Below are 18,666 nucleotides of genomic sequence, written 5' to 3' on the forward strand. Positions count from 1 at the left end.
GAGCAGAATCACGCACACCGCTATTACTCTCATGCCACTTTTCATATGCAATGGGATGCACCCAAGGCACTCGATGCAGTTAGAGCCCAGGAGCCAATCATTTGCCACGCACTTGGGCTCTCAACTTTGTCGGGTGCTACTTGCTACTGTCGCGCGCTGCCTTCACGTAATCGTGAGATTCCTGGACGTGTGCGTACTGCGTCGATAGAAGCTGATGCACGGGCAACGGCAGTTCCTTCTCGAGTGCTTCCTTATATGCCTTTTTGGCCGAATCCTCGGCTGCCTCTGCTGTCTCGAGAAGTGTGTGATCAGACCCGCCGAGATGAGCCTTGAGGTCACCCCAACTGCGACGGAGCGTGCCACTTATGCTGCCGCTTCCTTTTGGATTGTGGTCTCCTTCGCTGTGAAGCAGCGTCTCAATTTCCCCACGGAACGAAGCGCGTTTAAGTGACTCGGCTGCAAAGTAACGCCTTAGCGTTTCATCTTTGAGGTGTTCGCCAATCTGTTGAAAACCTTCCTGTCCGTCGATCAGGCTTTCGATCACCAAGTGCAGAGTTTCTTTCACCTCTTGATTTGTAACTTTATGCGATTCATTTGATGGTGTAGACATTGGTTCCTTTCACTGAAGCGTCGAATAAAAAACAGAGTTCTGAAACAAGCACAATTCGACCGGTGAGAAATGGCATTCTTTCTCGGTCGGCGAGCAAAGGAAATGGCGAAAACCCAGCAGCATTGCCTGTTAACGAATATCGAGTGGCCGTCTCTCAACCACACCGCCTACCCGTATAGAAGCATCCCACCTGATCGCAGTTGCCTTCTTGTTGTGCCGGTCAGCATTGTTCGCGTACAAGGATTGCAAATCGTTGACAACCGGCGATTTCGCTTTCCGATCCCAGTTCAACTCGCCTATTCGCCGGTTAAGTTTTCTTGAATAGTCGCTGCTACCGCGTCCACTGAAGTCGGGCGCCCCAAGTCTCTAATTTCCTCGTCCTTCGAAATACTCAGAAGGCCCAGACGCTCCGCAATCTGCTGATTCATGCGAACGACAGCCGACACTTCTTTCTCTGTGAGGAGAAGGATTTGCAGCATGAGATGTTCCCGTTCGTCTGCCCGCTTTGCCAGTCCCGATTGGCGCATGAGAATGAAACTTGCAAGCAGGATGGCTTCAAGGGCAACACCCGTATCCAAGAGGGGAAATGGGACGGGATCGAAGTGCCGTATGCCGCCGACGGAGAGCGTGTTGATGATCATCCATGTAAAAAAGAAGGTGATATGGACCGCAACGAATGAAAAACTGCCGGCAAAGGCAGCCACGCGATCGCCAATTCGTTCTGCTCTTGATCGGCTGGCTTGAAAGTCCTGCTCATGTTTCGCGATGGTTTCGATGTGATCTTGAACGTGATTTGGGGTTCGCATAGTCTCGTCCACTCTTCTTCGAATCGTTCCACTGTGCATGAGATGCGCTTTGTCTATCAAAGTCTTCGTTTGCCCACCGCTGTTGTGGCATAGGGCGCACTCTAAAGCGATAGCTTGACCTGTTATGCTCACCTGCATGCAGGCACTTCCTTCTTTTAACTTGATTGGACAGGTTGCTCTCGTGACGGGCGCGGCACGAGGGCTGGGACGCGCGATTTCGCTTGCGCTGGCAGAGGCAGGCGCAGATGTGGCGATCGGGTTGCGGGATATTGCACGCGATGCGGGGCTGGCGGATGAGATCAAGGCGCGTGGACGCCGGGTGCTGCCGCTACAGATGGAGATGACGAATCTTACGCAGATTAAGAGCGCGGTGGATGAAGCGGCGAAACACTTCGGGCGGCTGGATATTCTGGTCAACAATGCGGGGGTCGCTCCGACGAATCTTGCCGAGAATGTGGTCGAGAAGGATTTCGATTACACGCTGGCAGTGAATTTGAAGGGAACGTTCTTCGCCTGCCAGGCGGCGGGGCGGGTGATGATCGAGCAGAAGTATGGGCGCATTATCAACATGGGCTCGCAGGCCGGGTCTGCGGCGCTGCCAACGGAATCGATCTATTGCATGACAAAGGCAGGGATTGCGCACCTGACGAAGTGCCTCGCGGTGGAGTGGGGCAAGTACAACATCAACGTGAATGCCGTGGCTCCGACGTTTATCCGAACGGATGGAACGCAGCCGGTCTTGTCTGATCCTGAGTTTTACGCGGATACGGTGGAGCGGATTGCGGCGCTGCACCGCATTGGCGAGCCGATTGAGGTTGCGGGGGCGGTGGTGTTTCTCGCCTCGCAGGCGGCATCGCTTATTACCGGGCACACGCTGATGATCGATGGCGGGTGGACGGCGCGGTGATTCGCTAAACCCGCCGGTGCATGGGGAGTTCGAGCAGCTTTTTGACCAGCGATGAAAGTCTTTCGAGATCGGCGGACATATCTCGCGCCATCGCTCTCATATCGACGACGCCGTCGCCTTCGGTTGCGAGATAGGCGATATTGGTGAGGCTTTGCAGCGGGTTGTTAATTCTGTGCGCAAGATCATTTGCCATAGCCGCTGCAGCTGCCGCGCTTGCCTGGTCGATGAGCGCCTGCTGCTGCCGCTGCTGGCGCACGCCGATGGCGGCGAAATCTGCGAGTGATTGAAGGACGCGGCAATCGCTCGAGTCGAAGGCTTCTTCTTTGCCGTGCGCCATGATCCAGATGGTGCCGTGGGTTTCGCCGACATGCCATGGCAGCAGCAGGCCATCAGTTACAACATCGGCCTCAATTCCCATGAGGTCAAAGAAGAGTTTGGATACGCGGAAGATCTGGGGTTTTCCGCGCTCGATGCAGAGTCCGCAGGCGCTGGGAAAGGACGGCAGCATGGCGTTCAAAAAGTGAGCATACTTGCCGGCGGTCGCAACCCAGTGATAGACGATTGCGCCGTCTTTGTCTTTCATCTGGACGCTGATGCCGGCGCTCTCGGCGCCGCAGAGGTCTACAGCCGTCTCGACAAGTTCCTGCAGAATGTTATTCGGATTTTCTACGAATGCGCGTGCAAGGCGCTGGATGCCGATCATCTGAGTGTCGGCGTCGCGCTGGTGAAGATCTCGTTTCAGGAATGTGGGGTCCTGATCGATATCGATCACTTCCAGACCCGTGCCCGCCAGACTGACTTCCGTGCCGTGGTCGATAACCATAGGTTCTACTGCTCCGATTTCCATGAACCCAGCCAGATCGGAGGAGTTGCCGTCTGAGTCGCATATAAATTGTTTCATATTTCATACGATTTCTGCGGAATTTTGCGACTGGGGTACAGGCCACGAGGAAAGTAAAGACTTGCTGTTATAACAGGCCTGATGCCTGTTCAGCATTTTCGCGCATTGCGCTCTACGATTCTTGGGCTGCTGGTTCTCGGCGGGATTGTTAATTTTCTCGACCGCAGCGCGCTTTCGATTGCCAATACGACGATCCGGGGTGATCTGCATCTTTCGGCGACGGCGGTGGGTGCGCTGCTGTCGATTTTTTCGCTGGCGTATGGGCTGGCGCAGGTGCCTGCGGGATGGCTGCTGGATCGCTTTGGGCCGCGGCTGATTTTGAGCGCGGGCATGATGTTGTGGTCGGCGGCGCAGGTGGCGACGGGGATGGTTTCGAGCTTCGCTTGGCTGGCTATGACGCGCATTGGCCTGGGCGTGGGTGAAGCGCCGTTTCTGCCGGGGGGCTTCAAGGTTGTCCACGATTGGTATGAGGTGCCGGAGCGCGGGCTGCCAACGGGAATCCTGAACGCGTCGACGACGCTGGGACAGGCCTTTGCGCCGCCTTTGCTGACGCTGCTTCTGCTGCGGTATGGCTGGCGCAGTATGTTTATTGCGATCGGATTGCTGGGCGTGGTGATTGCGCTGGCGTGGTATCCGGTGTATCGCGAAGCTCCGAAGCCGGAGAATGACAAGGCTATTGTGAAGGCGTCGGCTCGGGACTGGCGCTGGCTGCTGAAGCAGCAGACGCTGTGGGGCATGATGCTTGGGTTCAGCGGCGTCAACTACACGGCGTGGCTTTATCTGGCATGGCTGCCGGGATACCTTGAGGCGGCGCATCATCTGAGCCTGGCGAAGACGGGATGGCTGGCGGCGATTCCGTTTCTGATGGGGTCGGCAGGCATGCTCATCAGCGGATGGACGGCGGATGCTCTGGTGCGGCGCAGGGCCGATCCGCTGCGAAGCCGCAAGCTGCTGGTGGTTTCCGGCATGGTGTGTTCGGCTGCGTGTACCTTTGCGGTGACACGCGCGGCGAGCAGTGGTTCGGCGGTTGCGATTATCGGCATGGCGCTGTTCTTTATCCACTTTGCCGGGACTTCAGCGTGGGGCCTGGTGCAGGTGGCAGCGCCCGCGCGGCTGGTGGGAACAGTAGGCGCGACGCAAAATTTTTCGAGCTTTCTGTTTGCTTCGATCGCTCCGCTGCTGACGGGGTGGATTCTCGACCGTACCCATTCGTTTCAGATCGCGCTGGTGGTGTGCGCGTGCGTAACGTTTCTGGGCGCGCTGGCGTACTTAGGGCTAGTGCGCCAGCCGATGGCTGAGGATCAGTTGGTGTCGAGCATGCGGATAAGCTCCTGATCGCCATTGAGGAGATAGAAGGCGATGAAAGTCATGGGATCGGAGCTGGAGGCGTTGCCGAAGTTGGCAATGATTACATTCGCGGGCTCATAGAAAGCGGAGCCTGCAGGGAGCGTCTGCAGCGGCTCACCCTCGATCTGGTAGACGGCTGTACCTTCGGCGATGTATCCGAGGACAGCGCAGGGATGGAGATGGCGTCCGCTCTGCTGGCCGGGTTCGAGGTGGATTTCACGGATGTCGGCGGTGGTTACGTTATGGTTACTAAGGGCAGCCAACAAGAGCTGCCTGCGCTGGACTTTCTGATCGTTCATGGGCATCTGATGCGGTGCTTTATTCCCGCGATTCATGCACTTAAATCAATTGCAACCAACAGAATTGCATATGTAGAGCCAACGCGGCACGCTGGAAGTGCTTCTCAGCTGATGTGCTCCATTCGTTCCCCGGAGAATCCATATCATGCGCGGTACAGCGCAGCTAATAATTTGTTGTTTGACAATCAGTGTTTTCCTTAGCTTCGGCGTGGCTTGCAAGCGCGGCGAAGGCCAGGCGGCAGCATCACCAACCACAGCAGCTCCGCCACCACCCGCAACCAAGACTGCCCCTCCCACGCCGCTCGCAGAAAAGAAGGCGGAGTTAGGCAGCGATAACAATTGGAATCCGGACTGGGACAAGGTCGTGGAAACGGCCATCCCTCCGGAGATGCTCTCGCGGCAGGTTCCGCGCGATGTGCGCCGCTTCTGTCCACGCTTCTATCAAATGACGGAATTAGATAAGCGAGCTTTCTGGGCTTACTTTTTCCAGGCGCTTGCCGGTGCGGAAGCCGGGATGAATCCCACAACCAACGTGAAGCATACGGAAGCCGAAACAGATGTGGTCGACAGTGTGACTCATCAGAAGGTTCATAGCGAGGGATTGCTGCAGCTTACCTATGAAGACCAGCAGCGCTATGGTTGCAATTTCGACTGGGAGACGGATCGCCATTTGCCGCCGCATGACGCGCAGCGGACGATTCTGAATCCGGAGAACAATCTTCGTTGCGGCATTAACATTTTGAGCAACCAGATTATGACGCTGCACAAGCCGCTGGTGACAAGCACCTCTTACTGGTCGACGCTGCAGCCGGGGACGGTGAGCTATCGCGTGTTTGCGAAGCAAATGACGAATCCTCCGGCCGCCTGCGGTCTGCGACGAACTGCTGCACCCGCACATTCGGCGGCTAAGGCAGCAGAAGTGGCGGCAAAAGAGTAGAAGCGGCTACTGAAGCGTATAGAATGGCGACGCACGCATATCTGCTGGCGTGACGGTCGCCGATGGACGTCTATCTTCATGTAAAAGTTCTGTTGAGCATGATCCTCGGACTGGGTGTGGCGCACCTGCTCCGGGGAATTGCGCGCATCGTTCAGCATCCGAGGAAGTACACGATCTATTGGGTACACCTGGTATGGGTGCTATTTCTGTTTCTCTACTTGATTCATTTCTGGTGGTGGGAGTTTTACCTACAGCGCGTGGCACAGTGGACCTTTCCGCTCTATTTTTTTATCGCTATTTATGCGACGTTGCTTTACCTGCTGTGCTCGCTGTTTTTTCCCGATGAAATGGATGAATACGACGGCTATCGCGGGTATTTTTACTCGCGGCGGCAATGGATCTTCACGTTCATGGCGATTCTGTTTGTCGCCGATGTGATCGATACGTTTATCAAAGGCCCCGATTACCGTGCGCGGCTGGGTATGTTTTATGTGATTCGCACGGCGGCCTATATTCTGCTGAGTTTGCTGGCTGTCAAGATCAGGAATCCTCGCTTTCACGCCGTGTTTGCCGTTCTGGCGGTAGCGGGTGAGGCATTGAATATTCTTAGGCTGTATCTGACCATTCATTGATTCAGCTACGATGAGCAGTCGGTCCGTGAGGAGTTTCCATGCAATTGCTGCGCTCGTCTTTCAACAGGTGCCTGCTGGCTTTGCTTCTGCTGAGCGCTGCTTCGTCGATGGCGCTTTCTGCGCAGTCCGGCATCGATGAGCAATGTGATGGATCGACGGTCGACACGCAAGGACCGGAGACGGCTAAAGCAGCCCGCGCTTTTCTTGCGGAGCTGCAGGCGGCTCTCCGCGCGAATGATAAACAGAAGATTGCCGGGATGGTTTCGTATCCGGTGAACGTGATTCACGCCGGCAAGCGGGCGCACATTCGCGATAAGCAGACTTTTCTTGCCCGCTATGACAGTCTCTTCGACGAGCATCTGCGCAAGGTGATTCTGGAGCAGTCGGCGCATTGCCTGTTTGGGAATGCGAACGGCGAGATGATCGGGCAGGGTGAAGTGTGGTTCAGCGAGTTGGGTAATGGCTCGGTGAAGATTATTACGATCAATCCGACGGCGGGGACGTAGATTTCTCTAAATGTAGAACCAGGCACAAATTCGTCATTCTGAGCTACAGGCGAAGAATCCCCGGCCAGCCTGGCTTGAGATTCTTCCTCCCTTCGGTCGTCAGAATGACGGCGGTCTTGGGCTGTAGGGAAAATGATCTAAATCGCCGGCTGCAGGCGTTCGATAAATGTTTCAAGCTCTTTGGGGAGAGGCGCGGATAGCTCCAGCATTGCTCCTGTGCGTGGATGGGCGAAGGCAAGCTCGGCGGCATGCAGGAAGTTGCGGTCGAGGCTGATGTCTTCTGTGTCTCCGCTGCGCTTGCCTTTGCCAGGCGGCGTGAGGTGCGCGGGTGCTCCATATAACGTGTCGCCTACAACGGGATGGCCGATCGACGCCATATGCACGCGTATCTGATGGGTGCGGCCGGTTTCAATGCGGACTCGCACAAGTGTGAATGCGCCGAATGGCGATGCGATGCGGCGCTCTACTTCATAATGCGAAACTGCCGTGCGCGCGCCGGTGTTGCGGCGCGTGGTCATGCGGGTGCGGCGGATGGCGTCGCGGCTGATGGGTGCATTGATGGTTCCAGCGTCCTGCTTCAGGTTGCCGTGTACCAGCGCGAGATAGGTTTTGCGCATCTGGCGGCGGGAGAACATATCGGCCAGCTTGAGATGGGTGGCGTCATTTCGGGCGATGATGATGAGGCCGCTGGTCTGCTTGTCGAGACGGTGAACAATGCCGGGGCGCAGCTCACCTCCAGCGGAAGAGAGCTGGCGGTAATGATGCAGCAGCGCATTGACCAGGGTGCCGAGGTTGCGCGCGTCGTCAGTGGCCCCGGAGCCTGCATGCACCATCATGCCGGCGGGCTTGTTGACGACGGAGAGGTCGCTGTCCTCATAGATGATTTCGAGCGGAATTTCTTCTGGAATGGCGCGCAGGGGTGGTGGTGTGGGCTCACCTGTGACTTCTACCGACTCGCCGCCGCGCAGCTTGAGCGAAGCTTTCGCGGGCTTCTGGTCGACGAGCACCTTGCCTTCGGAAAGCAGCAGTTGCACACGCGAGCGGCTTACGCCGTCAAGCTGCGCCGCAAGCCAGGCGTCAAGGCGCTGGCCTGCGGCTTCTGGAGCAACGGAATAGGTGGCAATTCCCGGCATGATTGGATCGAGGTCCTGCCTGATTTTACAGGCTTTACTTCTGCAGGCCGGGACCTGTCAGGCCTGCGGGTATCTCTTCATTGGGCGCTGGTGGCGGAAGCATGGGCGCATCTTTCGGCAGCCAGCCGGTGTGGTTGAGCCAGACGCGCAGCAGCATAGGCCAGGTGGAAAGCTCCGGGATATCGCCGCAGAGGCCGCAGCCGTGGTTCGCGTAATCGTAGATATGGATTTCTGCGGGAGCATGGGCGCGTTCCAGCGCGCGATACATGTCGAGACTGTTTTCGACGGGAACCGTTGGATCGCCGGTGGTAGCGAAGAGGAATGTTGGCGGAGTCTGCGCGTTGACTGCAAGCTGATTGGAGAATTTCTGCTGCTGCTGAGGGTCGGGCGTGTCGCCAAGCAGATTCTGGAGCGAGCCTTTGTGCGCCTCGGGCGACTGCATGCTGATGACGGGGTAGGCGAGGATCATGAAGTTCGGCTTCGCGTCGGCTTTATCTATCTCGTCGGTTTTCTCGGGGAGCGGAGCGGCGTCATTGCCATGCACGCCCAGGGTCGAGGCGAGATGGCCTCCGGCGGACGATCCCCAGACTCCGATGCGGCTGGCGTCAATTCCATAGTCGGCGGCGTGGATGCGGATGTAGCGCAGCGCGCGCATGCCGTCCTGTATCTCGACAGGATATTTGTAGGGCGCGACACGGTAATCGAGCACGAAGGCCGCCACGCCCTGCGCGTTGAGCCAGCGGGCGAACTGAAAGCCTTCATGCGCGATAGCGACGTGGGTGTAACCGCCGCCGGGAATCACCAGCACGGCCGTGGCTGTGGACTTTGTGTCGGGAAGGAAGGGATAGAGGCGCGGCTTGTCGGCTTCGGTGTCACCGAGGGCTCCGGGGGCTCCGTTGGGCCAGAGAAAAATGGGCTTAGGAAGGTTTTTGAGGGGGTCAGGGGCGGTTTGTGCCTTCATCGGAATATGTATAAGAGACAGCAGAAAGATCACCAGGAAGAGACGAAATGTAAAAGGCTTCATCGGCAGCAGTATACGGGGATACGGCTGCCCTTTGGCTGGCTCGTGATTTCCATCACAGCCGCCATGTAAAATGACGGCAGCACAATGAAGACGGTTTCTGCTACAAAGTTTCTCCTGCCTTGCGTGTTTGCCGCTGTTTTTCCTTTTTTCACGGCGCAGTCACAGACGACACCTGCGGCCACTCCGCCGCCGGCCCAGACGCAGCCTGCCCAGCAGGCGCCTGCGAATGGACAGCCGCCGAGTGCTCAACAGCCAACGCCAGCCAATGGGCAGCAGCCCGGCGACCAGCAATACACCATTACTACTTCGGCGAACGAAGTCGATCTGGTATTTACGGTCACGGATAAGCATGGCCACTTCATCAAGGACCTGAAACAGAGCGATTTTGCATTGCTCGACGATCAGAAGGCCCCGGCGCAGATCTTCAGCTTTACGCAGCAGACGAATCTGCCGCTGCGCGTGGGTATCGCGATCGATACAAGCACGTCGATTCGCCAGCGCTTTCAGTTTGAGCAGCAGGCGGCAGCCGAGTTTCTATTCAAGATTCTGAAGCCCCAGAGCGATAAAGCTTTCGTAATGGGCTTTGATGTAACGCCGGATTTCAAGCAGGACTGGACGAACAATCTCGACCTGCTCAATACGGGCATCAATTCCCTGCATTCCGGTGGAGGCACGGCGCTCTTCGATGCCGTGTACTCGGCATGCCGCGACAAGCTGCTGAACTTTTCCCGCGAGCGGGAGCCGGTGCGGCGCGCGATGGTGCTGGTTTCAGATGGCGACGATAACCAGAGCCACGCTTATCTGGACGACGCGATTAAAGAGTGCCAGCGCGCTCAGACGATCGTGTACACCATCAGCACGAATGTGAGCCCGAGCCGCGATCGAGGTGACGATACGCTGCAGAAAATTGCGGATGCGACGGGCGGCCGCGCGTTCTTTCCGAAGAAGCTGGAAGATATTTCGCTGAATTTCCAGGACATTGAAGACGAGCTGCGCAGCCAGTATGCGCTGGTATACAAGCCTGCCGACTTTACAGCGAATGGGGCGTTTCGTACGATTTATCTCTTTTGCCTGGATCGCCGGTATACGGTGCGCGCCAGTAAAGGGTATTTCGCTACGAAGTAGTTGCTCGGTGCTTTGAGGCGTTGTCAGACCCCACCCTTTCGCAAACTGCGCGAAAGAATGGGGCACGCGGCTTTTCTCTCTTAGTGACGCAGTTCTCTTTTTAGCTGCTTCCTAGCATCTTCAGCAGTTTGGCTTCGTTGATGATCGGGACTTTGAGATCGTTCGCCTTATCGAGCTTGCTGCCTGCTTCTTCACCTGCGACCACATAGCTTGTTTTTTTGCTGACTGAGCCGGAGACGCGGCCTCCTGCGGCCTCGATCTTCGCCTTGGCGTCTTCGCGGGATAGACTTGGCAAAGTACCGGTGAGAACAAAGGTGAGTCCTTCAAGCTCTGAGGATTTTTTTCGTTTCTCGGCGGTGAAGGTCAGCCCGGCTTCGCGCAGATGCTCGATCAGCTGGCGATTTTTTTCTTCCTCAAAAAATTCACGGATGGCCTGCGAAACGCGTGGACCGACTTCGTTGACGCGCTCCAGCTCTTCCTGCGAGGCTGCCATCAACGCGTCCATAGAGCCGAATTCTTCGGCCAATAGCTGCGCTGTGCGCTCACCGATGAAGCGGATTCCCAGCCCAAAGAGAACGCGGTTGAGCGGAGCTTTCTTTGACTGCTCGATTTCTTTGAGCAGCGTTCGCGCTGTTTTTTCGCCGATGCGTTCGAGCGAAAGCAGTTTTGGCTCGTCAAGCTTATAGAGGTCGGCGATGCTGCGCACGATCTTGCGATCGAGTAACTGGTTGACGACGGCCTCGCCCAATCCTTCGATGTTCATGACATTCCGCGAGGCATAGTGCAACAAGCTTTCGCGCAGTCGGGCCGGGCAATCGACGTTGATGCAGCGGTAGTCGGCTTCGCCTTCATCGCGCACAATTTCGCTGTTGCATTCCGGGCAATGTGCGGGGAAGTGAAATGTCTTGTGGCCGCGCGGGTGATCCTTATCCTCGATCACTTCTACGACTTTCGGGATGACATCTCCGCCGCGCTCGACCTTCACCCAGTCACCGATTTTCAGTCCCAACTGCTCGATGAAGTCGGCGTTGTGCAGCGTGGCGCGGCTTACGGTTGTCCCACCAATCGACACCGGCTTGAGTACTGCAACCGGCGTCAGCTTTCCGGTGCGCCCCACCTGCACCTTGATGTCTTCAGCCTGCGTAGTGCCGGCGCGCGCGATGAACTTGTAAGCGACAGCCCAGCGTGGGGCGCGGCCTGTATAGCCGAGGCGCGCCTGTAATTCTGTGGAACTGAGCTTGATGACGACGCCATCGATCTCGTATCCCAGTTCTGCTCGGTTCTGTTCGGCGCGATTGATGAAGTCCATCAGCTTGTCGAAGCTGTGGATGGCCTCGCGATGAGGGTTGACGCGAAAACCGGCGGCTGTGAGTACGTCCAGCGCGTCGCTCTGCTCGGTGAAGAGGTTTTCTCCGGTAGCAGTCAGCGCGAAGTAAGCATAGAAGTCGAGCCTGCGCTGAGCCACGATATTCGGCTCCAGGGTACGGATGGTTCCCGCTGCGTAATTGCGCGGATTTGCAGCGGCAGTCAGCCCCTGGGCTTCGCGCTCTTCATTCGCTTTGAGAAATGCGGCCAGCGGCATCACGACTTCACCGCGAACTTCAAAGGTTGCGGGCAATTTTGCCTTGTGAAGCTTTGTCTTGGAGATCGACAGCGGCACGGAACGAATGGTGCGCACGTTGGTGGTTACGTCTTCGCCGATGGTTCCGTCTCCGCGCGTCAGGGCGCGGGAAAGATGCGCAGATGCGTCGGCGGCCTGCCGATAATGCAGCGCCATGGAGAGGCCGTCCAGCTTGTATTCGCAGACGTAGCTAATCTCAGCGCCTTCACCGGCACGCTCGCGCACGCGTCGATCCCAGTCACGCAGCTCTTCTTCGCTGGTGACGTTGTCGAGCGAAAGCATGGGGCGAGAATGCGCGATCTTTGGAAAGCCCTCCTTGGGCTTGCCGCCTACGCGCTGGGTTGGCGAATCGGTTGTGACAAGCTCAGGATGTTCCTTTTCAAGCGCCTGCAGCTCACGTGTCAGTACGTCGTAGTCGGCGTCCGATATTTCGGGCGCGTCCATCACGTAATACAGGTGCTCGTGGTGCCGTATCTTATCGCGCAGTGTTTCGATGCGCGCGGCTGGAGTAGTTTTCGCCATGAAGGAAATTATAAGAAGCTTGCGTCAGGTACCGCTTCGTGAAGCGGCAGGATTTTTCCTTCTTTTGCGGGCGAGCTCAAGAAAAGCGCGCAGGACCGGACGTTCGTGCTCGGGACACCAGGCGATAACGAGGTCGATGGTGGCTGCTTCGTCGGCGAGCGGAATAAAGACAATTTTCGATGCCGAGGGCTTTCGATCCAATTGGAAGGACGGCCAAGCCTTCTCCGGCTTCGATGAGCGCGATGACTCCGGGGGATACTGTCGCGCTGGCACTAATCCTGGGAGAAAACCCGGCCTCCGCGCAGAGTGTGACGCTGCGCTGAACAATGAGCGCAACGATCTGGATATTATGCAGAGGCGCCCTGGATGCGAGCGTGCTGTTGATCAAGGCGCCAGGCGGTGGTTGGGATACTTCGAAGCTTCCGAAGATGTAAGGGAGAAATTCCGTCGTTCTGAGTCGACAGCGAAGAATTTCAAATCAGGTGGTTGAAGATTCTTCGCTGCGCTCAGAGTGAGAACTGTATCGAAGGGACAGAAATTAAAGTTTGTGAAGTGGGGTGATTTCTGTCTCGCCGGATTCGGCAATCTCAGAGATCGGCGGCTGTGGCACCCGCGGAGATGTAGCCACTAATCCAAAAATTATCAGCAGCGATACTGCCAGCAATCCAAATTCGACGAGCTTCAGCATTTGACCTCATTCTCTGGCTCCGGCCAGCATGGCCGCCAGCAATGCTGTGCGTGGGGCCACGTGCTCGAGCAGAAGAGATTCGTGCGTGGCATGCGCGCCTTCTCCTACTGCTCCCATTCCGTCTAATGTAGGCACGCCCAACGCGGAGGTAAAATTGCCGTCCGATCCGCCTCCGGTTGCCGCTTCATCGAGCGTAAAGCCCAGCGTGTTGGCATAGGCTGCGGCTTGTTGATAGAGCGCGATGGTTCCGCGTGTGCGCTCCATTGGAGGACGGTTCAATCCGCCTTCAACGTGCAGACTGCACTTGTTATCAAAGACGCGCAAGGATCGAAAATGTTTCTCAATGCGCTGTGTATCTTTCGCCTTCGCGATGCGGACATCGACCTCCGCATGTGCTTCGGCTGCTATTACGTTAGATCGCGTTCCACCTTGAACGGTTCCAACATTTACCGTGATACCGCGATCCAATTCGGTAAAAGCTGTAATACGCTCGATCTGCCGTGCAAGTTCAACGATGGCGCTGTGCCCGCGCTCGAAGTCGACGCCGCTGTGAGCGGCCACGCCCTGCACGCGAACCGAGTAATTGCCCACGCCTTTGCGCGCCGTCTTATAAGCTCCTGCGAGCCCCTGCGCCGGTTCCAGCACATAGACTGCTTCACATGCGCTGGCGATTTTTTCGGTCACCGGACGCGAAACGGTGCTGCCTATTTCTTCATCACTGACGAGCAGCATGACGATGGGGCGGTTTAACCGTTGTTGCTCTTTGAGAATGGCGATGGCTGTAAGGGCCATGGCGACTCCCGCCTTCATGTCGAGAACGCCTGGTCCCCACACACGTCCCTTCGCCTCGCGGAAGGGCATATCCTTTAGTGTTCCCAGAGGCCAGACCGTATCAAGATGGCCAAGTAAAAGTGTCGGCTTCTGCTTATTTTTTTTGGGGCCGAAGCGTGCATCGAGCAGATCGCCGAAGGTTTTCTGGCGATGGATACGGACTCGGCCTCCGAGGGCAGTGCACTTCCCGGCAACAAAGGAAACGCAGCGATCCACCGCCGCTTTGTCGTCGCTCGGAGATTCGATTTCGACCATTTCCCGGAGCAGTTTCAGCGTCGGCTGGAGTTGTTTTTCGGCTGCTTTTGCCAAGGATTGGACGGCGTAAGTGGTTGCCTGGTCAGTCATTTACTTTGTTGATACCTTTTCGAATGCGCTGCTTTTCTGCCACACCTGGTGTGGCAAATATACAACAGTGAAACTTAATTCTCTGCCAGTAGTCTATGACGTTGTTGCCCTAAATTGGGCCAGGAAGTTTTGTTTGCTAGATTCATCGTATCTGGAACAGACCGTCGCTTCTGTCATTGAATTTTCGGGCATTGGCCTGCACAGCGGGGCTCCCGTTCAGATGCGCCTGCTGCCCGCCCCGGCTGGCTCGGGTGTCGTTTTTAGGCGTACTGATCTCGATAATTTTGAAATTCCTGCCACCGGGCGTAACGTCGCCAAGGTGAGCTACGCCACCAGTCTGATGCGGCAGAGTGTGCTGATCTCTACCACCGAGCACCTGCTCTCGGCACTAATCGGGATGGGCGTGGATAATGTCATCGTCGAGCTGGACAATCTGGAGCTGCCAATTCTGGATGGCAGCGCGCTGCCTTATGTCGAAGCTTTTCAGCAGGTGGGCCTGAAGACGCAGCGGCGGCGGCGTGAGTATCTCCAGATTCAGAAGACCGTCGAAGTGCGCGAGGGCGACAAATTCATCGGCGTTTATCCCGGCGAAGGCTACAGCGTCTCGTACCAGATCGATTTCCCCGCACCCATCGGACGGCAAGGCTTCACCGTCGATCTGGCGACACGCAATTACGGATTGCAGATTGCTCCGGCACGTACATTCGGCTTCAAGGAAGACGAACAGATGTTGCGCAACATGGGGTTGATCCGCGGAGTCTCCGAATCGAGCGCCATCATCCTTACAAAACATGGCGTGGTGAATGGACCGCTGCGCTTTGACGATGAATTTGTGCGGCACAAAGTTCTGGACCTTATTGGCGATCTTGCCTTGGCAGGGCATCAGATTCTGGGCCGCGTCGTGGCCGAGCGCGCCGGGCATGCCATGCATACCGCGCTCGTGGCCAAGCTGCTCAAAGACCGCTCCGCCTGGAAGCTGGTAACGGCCACGCCGGAAAAAACAAAGTCCAAGACGGTTTCTACCGCGGCGGCTTCGCTGGTGACGGCTTAGCCAATCCCACGCAAGTGCTGATATTCCCAACAACATGCGTTTCGCCCTGGATTTCGTCCCCGGGAGTTCAGCGTTGGGCTTCCATCAGGTGACGAGTGGAGTGCGCGACGAAGGAGCCCTCGCGCCTCATCCGCTGGCGAGTTGCAAAAGCTTATCGTGGTATCTCTTCACGGAGAAGTCTGGAACCCACCACACGCACTTACGAAGGATCCACACGACTGCACCGATGTCGTAGAACTCCATGCGGCAGCGGGCCGTTTGAAGGTTTGTGATGGTCAAGCCCGTTTGCTCAGGACGTGATGCCTCCTCGAGTGGGTCTCGATCCTGATGATGTCTGGGACGCGGGCCGAGAAAGAATTCGATCAATTCGAACGCAGACGCCGGGCCGACATGCTGTGCGAAGTAGTGTCCACCAGGTAAAAGCACACGATGAATCTCCGACCATTTTGGATTCACCGGATGCCGGGCGGTCACAAGTTCAAATGACTCTCCGGAGAAAGGCAGTGGGCTGTCCCCGCTCACCTCATAGACCTCTACGCCTCTGGGAATAAGCAGTTCACGCGCCCGCTGCACATTTGGCGGCCAAGCCTCTGTAACACACATTCTCTCCGGCAAAGTAGCTGCTTCCGAGACCACTTCGCCGCCACCGGTATCGATGTCGAGCGCGGAGCGCACTCGCGCAAGGCGGTCACTCAGCAGACGCGCGTACCCCCATGGCGGCCGTTCTTCGGTTGCGCGTCCAGCCAGCCAGCCGAAGCCCCATCCTGCCACGTCAGCTGTCTCGGCCTCAGCGACCAAGTCGTCAAAAGATCGCATGCTTTTGAGCATACTGCCGAACCCTGTGGCGACCGCGATGATGAACGCTCCGAGACCGTGAGGAGCAGTTATACAGGCGGCTAAGCAAACACGAGGCACTGGGGTTTTACCAGAGGGAAGCTGTTCCCGGTCTCTGCAAGCTTGCCTGTTTTTGGATCGCGCTGGATGACGGCGATATTGTCGGAGGTCTGGTTTGCTATCAGCAGCCAGCGCTCTGTGGGATCGAGCGTCATGTGGCGCGGAACTTTGCCGCCGCAGGATACGGTGCCAATGGCGGTGAGCTTGCCGGTGGACTGATCGATGCTGAAAGCAACGACCTTATCCCAGAATCGGACGCAGGCATAGGCGTAGTGACCGGTACGGTCAATTACGATCTCGGAAGCCGCGGCTTGTCCGTGGTAATCCTTTGGCACGAGGCCGAGGTGCTGGCCTGAATGCAGCGAGCCGTCCTTGCTGTTCCATGCCAGCACGTCGATGGCGGACGAAAGCTCGTGAACGCAGTACGCCCATTTTCCGTTGGGATGAAAACGCAGCGCGCGCGGACCGGAAGCAGGCTGCGCCGTCCACTGCGGCGGATCATTGGGGGTCAGCTTCGATGTGGCAGAGTCAAGCTGATAGATATGAATGCAATCGAGTCCGAGGTCGTTGATGTAGGCGTAGCGGTTGTCAGGAGATAAGGTGCCGCGATGCGCGTGCGAAGCTTCCTGCCGGTCGGTAACCGGGCCGTGGCCTTCATAATGGAATTGCGAGACCGCCTCGCTCAGATGGCCCTGCGCATCGACGTGGAACGAAGCTGCTCCGCCGCCTGAGTAATTGGCGGCGAGAACGGTGTGTCCGGTTGCGTCGACGATCACATGGCACGGGCCGGCTGATGTCGAGGAAACGGTATTGATGTGGGTCAGCTTGGCTGCTGCGCGATCGAGAGAAAATCCGCTGACTGCTCCGCTCTTTGCACCTTCGTAAGAATCGATTTCGTTGGCGGCAAAGAGATGCTTGCCGTCGGGCGATAGCGCGATGAAAGTGGGATTGTCGCTTTCAACTGCAAGGCCGAGTTCTTTCAACTCGCCGCTCTTCGGATCCCACTGAAATGCGTAAATGCCTTTGCTGGACGGACCGGTCTGCGTACCGGCCAGAAGAAGATGGCTTTCTTCAGACATGTTGGTTTTCGCCTCTGCCCACCATGCGTTGGATGCAAGGGATGTGATTGCCGCGGCCTTGATAAAGGTGCGTCGAGAAACAGAATCGTTCAAAGCAAATATCCTCTGAGAGGTGGAACTGCGTTTACTGGGCAACGGTGACGGGCTGACGCAGCCATCCGTAGAGTGGAAACTGTTCGGCGAGTTCAAGCACCTCTCCGCGGATGCGCGCGAGGGCATGGGGATTGGCGCGTTCGTTCAGCGCCTCGGTAATCCACTTGCCGATAGTGCGCATCTCCGGCTCCTTCATACCGCGCGTGGTGAGCGCGGGCGTGCCAATGCGAATGCCGGATGGTTTGAGCGGCGGATTAGTGTCGTAAGGAATGGCGTTCTTGTTTACGGTGATGCCTGCCTCGCCCAACGCAGCCTCGGCTTCACTGCCGAGCATGCCCTTGGCGAAGACATCGACGAGCATGAGGTGCGTGTCGGTGCCGCCGGAGATGATGCGGAAGCCTTCGGACTGCAACGTATCGGCCAGCACTTTGGCGTTGGCGACTATCTGCGCCGCGTACTGCTTGAAATCAGGCTGAAGCGCTTCGCGGAAGGCGACGGCCTTGGCTGCCATAACGTGCACCAGCGGACCACCCTGCTGCCCGGGGAATACGGCCTTGTCGATGGCAGCAGCAAACTGCTGCTGCGAAAGAATCATGCCCGCGCGCGGGCCGCGCAACGTCTTATGCGTGGTGCTGGTGACGATGTGCGCATGCGGCACTGGCGAGGGATGCGCTCCGCCGGCGACGAGCCCGGCAAAGTGCGCCATGTCGACGATGAGCAGCGCGCCGATTTTGTCGGCGATCTGGCGCATGCGGGGAAAGTCGAAAGTGCGCGGATAGGCGCTGCCGCCGCCGATAATGACCTTGGGCTTTTCACGCGCGGCGGTCTGTTCGAGCTCGTCGTAATCGATCACTTCCGTGTCTTTGCGCACGCCGTAAGAGACGACTTTGTAGAGCTTTCCGGAGAAGTTGAGCTTGTGTCCGTGGGTAAGGTGGCCGCCATGTGCGAGGTCGAGACCAAGGATGGTGTCGCCGGGATTGAGCACCGCCATGTACGCACCGGCATTGGCCTGCGAGCCGGAGTGCGGCTGCACATTGGCATGTTCGGCGCCAAAGAGCTGCTTGGCCCGATCGCGAGCGAGGTTCTCAACTACATCTGCGAATTCGCAGCCACCGTAGTAGCGGCGGCCCGGGTAGCCTTCTGCATATTTGTTGGTGAAGACGGTTCCGGCCGCCTCAAGTACGGCTTCGCTGACGAAGTTCTCTGAGGCGATCATTTCCAGGCCTTCATGCTGGCGGCGAACTTCGTTTTCAATGGTGGCGGCGATCTCGGGATCGGCCTGCGAAAGCGGCAGAGACATGCGGTCGGACATGCT

General features: G+C 57.3%; 19 protein-coding genes. 7 read left to right on the forward strand and 12 right to left on the reverse strand.

Features of this window, described 5'->3' with window-relative positions; genetic code table 11:
* Positions 1 to 136 precede the first annotated feature (136 nt).
* Positions 137 to 610, reverse strand: a complete 474-nt coding sequence (locus GSQ86_RS14780) for a PA2169 family four-helix-bundle protein (protein ID WP_158750724.1) — start codon at positions 608 to 610, stop codon at positions 137 to 139.
* A gap of 296 nt (positions 611 to 906) precedes the next feature.
* Positions 907 to 1,416 carry a DUF1003 domain-containing protein gene (locus GSQ86_RS14785; RefSeq protein WP_158750725.1) on the reverse strand — a complete coding sequence of 170 codons (510 nt, stop codon included), beginning with the start codon at positions 1,414 to 1,416 and terminating at the stop codon, positions 907 to 909.
* A gap of 124 nt (positions 1,417 to 1,540) precedes the next feature.
* Here GSQ86_RS14785 and GSQ86_RS14790 point away from each other — a divergent pair, with 124 nt between their 5' ends.
* A complete protein-coding gene (locus GSQ86_RS14790; RefSeq protein WP_216841177.1) occupies positions 1,541 to 2,323 on the forward strand; it encodes an SDR family NAD(P)-dependent oxidoreductase in 783 nt (260 codons plus the stop codon).
* 4 nt (positions 2,324 to 2,327) lie between these two features.
* Here GSQ86_RS14790 and GSQ86_RS14795 read toward each other — a convergent pair whose 3' ends face one another.
* Positions 2,328 to 3,224, reverse strand: a complete 897-nt coding sequence (locus GSQ86_RS14795; RefSeq protein ID WP_254062404.1) for a GAF domain-containing protein — start codon at positions 3,222 to 3,224, stop codon at positions 2,328 to 2,330.
* A gap of 81 nt (positions 3,225 to 3,305) precedes the next feature.
* Between GSQ86_RS14795 and GSQ86_RS14800 the strand changes: the two genes are divergently transcribed.
* On the forward strand, positions 3,306 to 4,559 hold the full coding sequence (locus GSQ86_RS14800) for an MFS transporter (protein WP_158750726.1): 1,254 nt from the start codon (positions 3,306 to 3,308) through the stop codon (positions 4,557 to 4,559).
* On the opposite strand, the gene GSQ86_RS14805 is transcribed toward GSQ86_RS14800, so the two are convergent.
* Positions 4,526 to 4,870, reverse strand: coding sequence for a cupin domain-containing protein (locus GSQ86_RS14805; protein ID WP_158750727.1), 345 nt, complete (start codon positions 4,868 to 4,870; stop codon positions 4,526 to 4,528). The two genes, GSQ86_RS14800 and GSQ86_RS14805, sit on opposite strands and share 34 nt — an antisense overlap.
* Positions 4,871 to 5,048: 178 nt before the next feature.
* Between GSQ86_RS14805 and GSQ86_RS14810 the strand changes: the two genes are divergently transcribed.
* The 3 genes from GSQ86_RS14810 to GSQ86_RS14820 all read left to right on the forward strand — a co-directional run bounded on the left by GSQ86_RS14810 (position 5,049) and on the right by GSQ86_RS14820 (position 6,945).
* Positions 5,049 to 5,807 carry a hypothetical protein gene (locus GSQ86_RS14810; RefSeq protein ID WP_158750728.1) on the forward strand — a complete coding sequence of 253 codons (759 nt, stop codon included), beginning with the start codon at positions 5,049 to 5,051 and terminating at the stop codon, positions 5,805 to 5,807.
* A 62-nt stretch (positions 5,808 to 5,869) separates the two neighbouring features.
* Entirely contained in the window at positions 5,870 to 6,439 is a 570-nt protein-coding gene (locus GSQ86_RS14815) for a hypothetical protein (protein ID WP_158750729.1), read from the forward strand.
* A 38-nt stretch (positions 6,440 to 6,477) separates the two neighbouring features.
* On the forward strand, positions 6,478 to 6,945 hold the full coding sequence (locus tag GSQ86_RS14820) for a hypothetical protein (protein WP_158750730.1): 468 nt from the start codon (positions 6,478 to 6,480) through the stop codon (positions 6,943 to 6,945).
* A gap of 137 nt (positions 6,946 to 7,082) precedes the next feature.
* Here GSQ86_RS14820 and GSQ86_RS14825 read toward each other — a convergent pair whose 3' ends face one another.
* Positions 7,083 to 8,078, reverse strand: a complete 996-nt coding sequence (locus GSQ86_RS14825) for an RluA family pseudouridine synthase (protein WP_158750731.1) — start codon at positions 8,076 to 8,078, stop codon at positions 7,083 to 7,085.
* Between the two features lie 34 nt (positions 8,079 to 8,112).
* On the reverse strand, positions 8,113 to 9,102 hold the full coding sequence (locus GSQ86_RS14830) for an alpha/beta hydrolase (RefSeq protein ID WP_158750732.1): 990 nt from the start codon (positions 9,100 to 9,102) through the stop codon (positions 8,113 to 8,115).
* A gap of 84 nt (positions 9,103 to 9,186) precedes the next feature.
* Here GSQ86_RS14830 and GSQ86_RS14835 point away from each other — a divergent pair, with 84 nt between their 5' ends.
* On the forward strand, positions 9,187 to 10,227 hold the full coding sequence (locus GSQ86_RS14835; RefSeq protein ID WP_158750733.1) for a VWA domain-containing protein: 1,041 nt from the start codon (positions 9,187 to 9,189) through the stop codon (positions 10,225 to 10,227).
* Positions 10,228 to 10,327: 100 nt separating this feature from the next.
* On the opposite strand, the gene ligA is transcribed toward GSQ86_RS14835, so the two are convergent.
* From ligA to GSQ86_RS14850, 3 genes are all read right to left on the reverse strand, one after another.
* Positions 10,328 to 12,370, reverse strand: coding sequence for an NAD-dependent DNA ligase LigA (ligA, locus tag GSQ86_RS14840; protein WP_158750734.1), 2,043 nt, complete (start codon positions 12,368 to 12,370; stop codon positions 10,328 to 10,330).
* A 538-nt stretch (positions 12,371 to 12,908) separates the two neighbouring features.
* A complete protein-coding gene (locus tag GSQ86_RS14845) occupies positions 12,909 to 13,058 on the reverse strand; it encodes a hypothetical protein (protein ID WP_158750735.1) in 150 nt (49 codons plus the stop codon).
* A 6-nt stretch (positions 13,059 to 13,064) separates the two neighbouring features.
* Positions 13,065 to 14,234 carry a M20 family metallopeptidase gene (locus GSQ86_RS14850; RefSeq protein WP_158750736.1) on the reverse strand — a complete coding sequence of 390 codons (1,170 nt, stop codon included), beginning with the start codon at positions 14,232 to 14,234 and terminating at the stop codon, positions 13,065 to 13,067.
* 133 nt (positions 14,235 to 14,367) lie between these two features.
* Between GSQ86_RS14850 and lpxC the strand changes: the two genes are divergently transcribed.
* A complete protein-coding gene (lpxC, locus tag GSQ86_RS14855) occupies positions 14,368 to 15,285 on the forward strand; it encodes a UDP-3-O-acyl-N-acetylglucosamine deacetylase (protein WP_158750737.1) in 918 nt (305 codons plus the stop codon).
* A 126-nt stretch (positions 15,286 to 15,411) separates the two neighbouring features.
* On the opposite strand, the gene GSQ86_RS14860 is transcribed toward lpxC, so the two are convergent.
* The 3 genes from GSQ86_RS14860 to glyA all read right to left on the reverse strand — a co-directional run bounded on the left by GSQ86_RS14860 (position 15,412) and on the right by glyA (position 18,663).
* Positions 15,412 to 16,101 (reverse strand): methyltransferase domain-containing protein, encoded by a 690-nt coding sequence (locus tag GSQ86_RS14860; RefSeq protein ID WP_216841178.1) that lies wholly within the window; start codon positions 16,099 to 16,101, stop codon positions 15,412 to 15,414.
* 80 nt (positions 16,102 to 16,181) lie between these two features.
* A complete protein-coding gene (locus tag GSQ86_RS14865; protein ID WP_254062405.1) occupies positions 16,182 to 17,351 on the reverse strand; it encodes a lactonase family protein in 1,170 nt (389 codons plus the stop codon).
* A gap of 31 nt (positions 17,352 to 17,382) precedes the next feature.
* Positions 17,383 to 18,663 (reverse strand): serine hydroxymethyltransferase, encoded by a 1,281-nt coding sequence (glyA, locus tag GSQ86_RS14870; RefSeq protein ID WP_158750739.1) that lies wholly within the window; start codon positions 18,661 to 18,663, stop codon positions 17,383 to 17,385.
* Positions 18,664 to 18,666: the final 3 nt, after the last annotated feature.

This window comes from Acidobacterium sp. S8, assembly GCF_009765985.1.
Lineage (GTDB): Bacteria > Acidobacteriota > Terriglobia > Terriglobales > Acidobacteriaceae > Alloacidobacterium.